At 72.4% G+C, this 6,655-nt stretch carries 7 protein-coding genes; 3 read left to right on the top strand and 4 right to left on the bottom strand.

Annotated features, from left to right (window positions below):
* From ACFTZL_RS38625 to argC, 4 genes are all read right to left on the bottom strand, one after another.
* On the bottom strand, positions 1-285 hold a 285-nt coding region (locus ACFTZL_RS38625; protein ID WP_382593252.1), incomplete at its 3' end, for an aminotransferase class III-fold pyridoxal phosphate-dependent enzyme.
* Positions 282-1,205, bottom strand: a complete 924-nt coding sequence (gene argB, locus ACFTZL_RS38620; protein WP_382593249.1) for an acetylglutamate kinase — start codon at positions 1,203-1,205, stop codon at positions 282-284. The genes ACFTZL_RS38625 and argB, both read right to left, overlap by 4 nt.
* Positions 1,202-2,353 (bottom strand): bifunctional glutamate N-acetyltransferase/amino-acid acetyltransferase ArgJ, encoded by a 1,152-nt coding sequence (argJ, locus tag ACFTZL_RS38615; protein WP_382593246.1) that lies wholly within the window; start codon positions 2,351-2,353, stop codon positions 1,202-1,204. Before argJ ends, argB begins: the two co-directional genes overlap by 4 nt.
* Entirely contained in the window at positions 2,350-3,378 is a 1,029-nt protein-coding gene (gene argC / locus ACFTZL_RS38610; RefSeq protein WP_382593243.1) for an N-acetyl-gamma-glutamyl-phosphate reductase, read from the bottom strand. The genes argJ and argC overlap by 4 nt, the downstream gene beginning before the upstream one ends.
* A gap of 199 nt (positions 3,379-3,577) precedes the next feature.
* Here argC and ACFTZL_RS38605 point away from each other — a divergent pair, with 199 nt between their 5' ends.
* From ACFTZL_RS38605 to ACFTZL_RS38595, 3 genes are all read left to right on the top strand, one after another.
* Positions 3,578-4,576: a helix-turn-helix domain-containing protein gene (locus ACFTZL_RS38605; RefSeq protein WP_382593240.1), complete on the top strand. Its 999-nt coding sequence runs from the start codon at positions 3,578-3,580 to the stop codon at positions 4,574-4,576.
* Positions 4,577-4,694: 118 nt separating this feature from the next.
* The gene (locus tag ACFTZL_RS38600) at positions 4,695-5,645 is read left to right on the top strand and encodes a bacteriocin fulvocin C-related protein (protein WP_382593237.1); all 951 of its coding nucleotides are present in this window, start codon (positions 4,695-4,697) and stop codon (positions 5,643-5,645) included.
* Between the two features lie 51 nt (positions 5,646-5,696).
* Positions 5,697-6,655, top strand: a 959-nt coding sequence (locus ACFTZL_RS38595) for a bacteriocin fulvocin C-related protein (protein WP_382593234.1), incomplete at its 3' end; no start/stop codon positions are given.

The following is a 6,655-nucleotide window of genomic DNA, read 5'->3' as shown; positions in this document are numbered from 1 at the left end:
GCCGAAGAGCCGGAGCAGCCGCTCGGCGAGGGCGACGGTGGGCTCGGCCATGAAGAAGTTGGAGACGTGGCCGAGGGAGCCGATCTGCCGGCTCACGGCCTCGACGATCGCCGGGTGGGCGTGGCCGAGGGCATTGGTCGCGATGCCGCCGACGAAGTCGAGGTAGGAGTTGCCCTCGGCGTCCCGGACGCGGCTGCCCTCGCCGCTCACCAGGGGCAGCAGCGGCGTGCCGTAGTTGTTCATGAGCGCGCCCTGCCACCGCGCGGTCAGTTCCCCATTGCTCATGACTCCCCCTGTTCGCCCGGTCCCCCGGGCTTCTCGTCGGGCACGACCATCGTGCCGATGCCCTCGTCGGTGAAGATCTCCAGCAGGATCGAGTGCTGGACCCGCCCGTCGATGACACGGGCGGTGGTGACGCCGCCCCGTACGGCGTGCAGGCAGCCCTCCATCTTCGGCACCATGCCGGAGGACAGGTCCGGCAGGAGCCGCTCCAGCTCGGAGGCCGTGAGGCGGCTGATCACCTCGTCGCTGTTCGGCCAGTCCTCGTAGAGTCCCTCGACGTCCGTGAGGACCATGAGTGTTTCGGCGCCCAGTGCGGCAGCGAGTGCCGAAGCCGCCGTATCGGCATTGACGTTGTAGACATGCCCGTCGTCCTGGGAGCGGGCGATCGAGGAGACGACCGGGATCCGGCCGTCGGCGAGCAGGGCCTCGATGGCGCCCGTGTCGATCGCGGTGATCTCGCCTACCCGGCCGATGTCGACGAGTTCCCCGTCGATCTCGGGCTGGTGCTTGGTGGCGGAGATGGTGTGGGCGTCCTCGCCGGTCAGGCCGACGGCCAGCGGGCCGTGCTGGTTGAGCAGCCCGACCAGCTCGCGCTGGACCTGACCGGCCAGCACCATGCGGACCACGTCCATGGCGTCCTCGGTGGTCACCCGCAGGCCCGCCTTGAACTCGCTGACGATGCCGTGCTGGTCGAGGGCGGCACTGATCTGCGGGCCGCCGCCGTGCACCACGACGGGCTTGAGGCCGGCGTGGTGCAGGAACACCACGTCCTGGGCGAAGGCGGCCTTCAGGTCCTCGTCGATCATGGCGTTGCCGCCGAACTTGATGACGACGGTCTTGCCGTTGTGCCTGACCAGCCACGGCAGCGCCTCGATGAGGATCTGCGCCTTGGGCAGGGCGGTGTGCTTACGCGTGACGCTCATGAGGAGTAGGCGCTGTTCTCGTGGACGTAGTCGGCGGTGAGGTCGTTGGTCCAGATGGTGGCCGTCTCGGACCCGGCGGCGAGGTCGGCGACGATGTGCACCTCGCGGTAGCGCATGTCGACCTTGTCGCGGTCCTCGCCGACGCCGCCGTTCTTGCAGACCCAGACGCCGTTGATGGCGACGTTGAGCCGGTCGGGCCCGAACTCGGCCTTGGTGGTGCCGATCGCGGAGAGCACGCGGCCCCAGTTGGGGTCCTCACCGTGGATGGCGCACTTGAGGAGGTTGTTGCGGGCGATGGAGCGGCCCACCTCGACGGCGTCGTCCTCGGTCGCGGCGTTGATCACCTCGACCTTGATGTCCTTGCTTGCGCCCTCGGCGTCCCGGATGAGCTGCTGACCGAGGTCGTCGCAGACCTGCCGTACGGCCTCGGCGAACTCCTCGTACCCGGGGGTGACTTCGGCGGCGCCGGAGGCGAGCAGCAGCACGGTGTCGTTCGTGGACATGCAGCCGTCGGAGTCGACCCGGTCGAAGGTCGTCCGGGTGGCCGCCCGCAGGGCCTTGTCCAGGACCGCGTCGTCCAGGTCCGCGTCGGTGGTGAGGACGACGAGCATGGTGGCGAGGCCGGGGGCGAGCATGCCCGCGCCCTTGGCCATGCCGCCGACGGTCCAGCCGTCCTTGGTCACGACGGACGTCTTGTGGACGGTGTCGGTGGTCTTGATGGCGATCGCGGCCTTCTCACCGCCATGCTCGGAGAGCTGGGCGGCGGCTGTCTCGACGCCCGGGAGCAGCTTGTCCATCGGCAGGAGGAGGCCGATGAGGCCGGTCGAGCAGACGGCGACCTCGATGGCACCGCGGCCGAGCACCTCGGCTGCCTTCTCGGCCGTGGCGTGCGCGTCCTGGAAGCCCTTCGGACCCGTACAGGCGTTGGCGCCACCGGAGTTGAGGACGACGGCGGACACCTGGCCGCTCTTCAGCACCTGCTCGGACCACAGGACCGGCGCGGCCTTCACACGGTTGGCGGTGAAGACGCCTGCGGCGGCGCGGCGGGGGCCGGTGTTGACCACGAGGGCCAGGTCGGGGTTGCCGTTCTCCTTGATCCCGGCGGCGATCCCGGCCGCCGTGAATCCCTGTGCTGCCGTCACACTCACGGCGCAACTCCGATCGTCGTCAGTCCCGTGGTCTCGTCGAGACCGAGGGCGATGTTCATGCTCTGGACGGCACCGCCCGCGGTGCCCTTGGTGAGATTGTCGATGGCGCTGATCACGATGATCCGTCCGGCGGCCGCGTCGTACGCGACCTGCACCTGAACGGCGTTCGAACCGTAGACGGACGCCGTGGCGGGCCACTGTCCCTCGGGGAGCAGGTGCACGAAGGGCTCGTCGGCGTAGGCCTTCTCGTAGGCGGCGCGCACGGACTCGGCCGTGACGCCCTCCTTCGCGGCAGCGCTGCATGTGGCGAGGATCCCGCGCGGCATCGGCGCCAGGGTGGGCGTGAACGACACGGAGACCGGCTCGCCGGCGGCCGCGCTGAGGTTCTGGGTGATCTCGGGCGTGTGCCGGTGCCCGCCGCCGACGCCGTACGGGGTCATCGACCCCATGACCTCGCTGCCCAGCAGGTGGGGCTTGGGCGCCTTGCCCGCGCCGGAGGTGCCGGAGGCGGCGACGATCACGGCCTCGTTCCCGGCGAGTCCGGCGGCGTACGCCGGGAAGAGGGCCAGGGAGACGGCGGTCGGGTAGCAACCGGGCACCGCGATGCGCTTGGACCCCTCCAGCGCGGAGCGGGCACCCGGCAGTTCGGGAAGGCCGTAGGGCCAGGTTCCGGCGTGCGGCGAGCCGTAGAACTTCTCCCAGGCGGCGGCGTCCGTCAGCCGGAAGTCCGCGCCCATGTCGACCACCAGCACGTCGGGGCCGAGCCGCTCGGCGACGGCGGCGGACTGCCCGTGCGGCAGTGCGAGGAAGACGACGTCGTGACCGGCGAGGACCTCGGGGGTGGTCTCCTGGAGCACTCGCCCGGCCAGGGGCAGCAGATGCGGCTGGAGCGCACCGAGCTTCTGCCCCGCGTTGGAGTTGCCGGTGAGGGCGCCGATCTCTACCTCGGGGTGGGCCAGCAGCAGACGCAGCAGTTCCCCGCCCGCGTATCCACTCGCTCCGGCCACTGCCGCACGTACCGCCATGGAACCTCCTCCTTAGAGGGCATGACTATACGTTGCGCCGCAGTTTTATGCAACGCAGTGGAACCGGTATGCAGATCATGACCGCTCAAGCCGCGCTGTGGGGCTCCGTGGCCGGAACAAGGCGTATGGGGCCGTACCCGACGTGGGTATGTTGCGGCCACCACGGGGGATGCCCGCGGTGTCCACGGGGATGGCTCGCATGGCCCTGCGCATTCACTTCACCGACGACGACCTCAGCCGCATCAGGTTCGCCCAGGCGCCCGACCCGATGTGGGAAGCCCTGCAGAGCATGCACATGCTCCAGACCCGGGACGGCTGGGCGGTCTTCGGCCGCTGGCGGGCCCGGGTCCGCCCGGCCCTCGGCGCTCCCGAACGCCAGTTGCTGCGCCTGGCCCCGCCGGTCGGCTACTCGCCGGACTTCCTCACGCCCGCCGCCGGCGAGGGAGGTCTGGAGCCGGGGATCGACGCCCTGCTGTCCACGCCCCGCGCGCGATTACGCCACGACCTGCTCGAACTCTCGGCCGACGGGCGCAGGCTCCCGCCATGGGGCCGGGCTCTGGCGGACGGCGACGGGGCGGCGGTCCACCATCTGGGGCGGACGCTGCGGACCTACGTCAGGGCCGGTCTGGCGCCCTACTGGGATCATGTCCGCGCCCGCTTCGAGGCCGAACGCGCCCTGCGCACCCGGACGCCGGGCGCCGGGAACCTGCTCGGCGCGCTGCACCCCGAACTCCACTGGCGGCCCCCGGTACTGACGGTGGGCGGGCTGCGCGTGGAGCGGGACGTGCATCTGCGGGGGCGCGGACTGCTGGTGCTGCCGTCCTACTTCTGCTGGCGCTATCCGACCGTGCTGAAGGATGCCGCGCTGCCCCCGGTCGTCGTCTATCCCATGACGCACCAGGGCGCCCTGAACCCGGCCGACCCGGCGGCCGGCGACACCCGGGCGCCGTCGCGGTCGCTGGTCGCGCTCCTGGGGCGGACCCGGGCGGAGATCCTCCGCCACGCCTCGGAGAACGGCGCCACGACCACGGAGCTGGCCCACGGCACCGGCGTCTCCGTCGCCACCGCCAGCTACCACGCCTCCGTACTGCGGGACGCGGGCCTGCTCAGCACCCACCGGCTGGGCAACGCCGTTCTGCACACCACCACCCCGCTCGGGGCCGCCCTGCTGGAGGGGCGCCACGGCTCGGCCGTTTGACGCCCCAGCGGACGAGGGCCTTTCGAAGGCGCTCTAAAGGCGGTGCGCCGGATCCGCCCCGCTGCCCAGACTCTGCCTCAGCGATGTCGACCGCCGGGCGGACAAAGGGGATGCTGCCATGGAGAAACCGGAACCGCGCTGGGTGCTCGCCTTCGACGGGTCGTGCGCGACCTGCCGCAAGATCTCCAGCGCCGTCTCCCACGCCTGCGACGGCAAGCTCGAGGTGCTGCCGCTGGACGACACCCGGGTACGGGACTGGCGCGAGCAGGCCTACGGCTCGGACGCCCCCTGGGCTCCGACCCTGCTGCGGGCGGGCACCGGCCGGGTGCGGGCCTGGACCGGGGCGGCGATGACGCCGCCGCTTCTGCGGCGGCTCGGCCCGCGCTCCACGCTGCGTGTCCTGCGTGCCCTGGGCGACCTGCGCCGGGCGGACGCCCAGCACACCGCCGACCGTCCGGTCACGGGGCGGACCCTCCGGCGGGCGCAGTTCCTGCGGGCCGGGGCCGGTCTGGTGGTGGCGGCCGGTGTGATCATGCGCGGCAGCACTCCCGCCTTCGCCGAGAACGAGCACGAGGCGGCCCGCCGCTGGGTGCTCGCCCACCGCGGCGCGCTGCCCACCACCTACGACGACGTGGTCGCGCACCCGCTGAGCCATCGGCGCGCGATCCACGAGGCGCTGCCGCCGAAGGCCCGCAGCGGACTGTGGGCCGAGCATCTGCGGCGCTTCGATGCCGGCCGCCCGGAGCTGAGCCCGGCGCAGCGGCGGATCCTGGACCGGGCCCTGGCCGTCGCCTCCGACCCGGCGACCTTCGAGGGCGAGCCGCCCGCCGAGGTCGCGGAGCTCGGCCGGGCGGCCCGCGAGGCCTTCGGCCCGGACGGGGCGCGGGCGATGCTGGCGGTGCTGGGCCCGGCGTCCGAGGCGGCGCCGCCCCCGCCCAACTGCGAGTGCAACCGGATCGACGTGTACTGCGGCTGGGACGGCGACTGCATCGACAACGGCTGCCGCCACACGAGCGCGGGCTGCGGAAGTCTCTACATCTATCCGTGCAACGGACTCTGCTTCAACTGACCACGGCGACCGCGTCGCCGGGCGGCGACGCGGAGGACGGGAGTGTTCTCCATGCGTGAATCCGGCGTGCGCTGGATGCTGGCCTTCGACAGTTCGTGCGGGGCCTGTCGCACCATCTCGTCGATCGTGTACGAGGCGTGCGACGGCAAGCTGGAAGTGGTGCCGCTCGGGCGTCAGGACGTCCGCGACCTGCGCGAGCGGGCGCTGGGCCCGGACGCGCCCTGGGTGCCCACGCTGCTGGCCGTGCGCGGGGGCGAGGGTGCCGGGCCGGACACTCGGGTGCGTGCCTGGACGGGTGCCGCGCTCGCCGTGCCGCTGGCCCGGCGGCTGGGACCGCGTTCCTCGGTGAAGGTGCTGCGTGCCCTGGGACAGGCGCGCGCCGAGGGCACGACGGGCCGGGGCAGGCTGGGGCGTGCCGAGTTCCTGCGCCTGGGCGGAGGCCTCGCGGTCGCCGCGGCCGTGCTGGTGAAGGGCACGACCCCGGCGTTCGCGCAGGACAAGGACGCGGCGGCGGCCCAGGAATGGGTGGGCCGGAACGCCGACCGGCTGCCGACCCGCTACGACGACGTGGCCGCCCTGCCGGTCGCCCATCGGCGGGCGGTGTTCCAGTCGCTGCCCGCCGAGGCACGCAGCGCGCTGTGGGTCGAGCACATCGACAGGTGGCGGTCCGCCCACCCCGGCCTGACGCCCGCTCAGGCCAGGGTGGTGGACCGGGCCCGGGCCGCGGCGTCGGACGTGTCGACGTTCCAGTTCGAGCGGGGCCGCCGGGGCACCGAGGAGATGCGCCGTATCGACGCCGACGCCCGTGCCGCCTTCGAGCCGGCCGCGTCGAACGCGCTGCTGGCCACCCTGGGACCGGTCGAGGCCACCGCGCTGCCGGACTGCGAGTGCAACACCTACAGCGACAAGTGCTGGGGCAGCTCCTGCATCTGGGTGGAGAACTCGTGCGTGCGCTCCGACAGCGGATGCGGATCGCTGTGGACGTGGTCCTGCAACGGGCTCTGCTACGG

It is taken from the genome of Streptomyces sp. NPDC056948 (assembly GCF_042674225.1).
GTDB classification, from domain to species: Bacteria; Actinomycetota; Actinomycetes; order Streptomycetales; family Streptomycetaceae; genus Streptomyces; species Streptomyces purpurascens.
The sequence above is the reverse complement of the archived record's forward strand: the minus strand, read 5'-3'. Positions and strand labels throughout refer to the sequence as shown.

Coding starts and splice junctions, on each gene's coding strand:
- ACFTZL_RS38605 (WP_382593240.1), top strand. CDS start 3,578: ATGGCCCTGCGCATTCACTTCACCGACGACGACCTCAGCCGCATCAGG.
- ACFTZL_RS38600 (WP_382593237.1), top strand. CDS start 4,695: ATGGAGAAACCGGAACCGCGCTGGGTGCTCGCCTTCGACGGGTCGTGC.
- argC (WP_382593243.1), bottom strand. CDS start 3,378: ATGGCGGTACGTGCGGCAGTGGCCGGAGCGAGTGGATACGCGGGCGGG.
- argB (WP_382593249.1), bottom strand. CDS start 1,205: ATGAGCGTCACGCGTAAGCACACCGCCCTGCCCAAGGCGCAGATCCTC.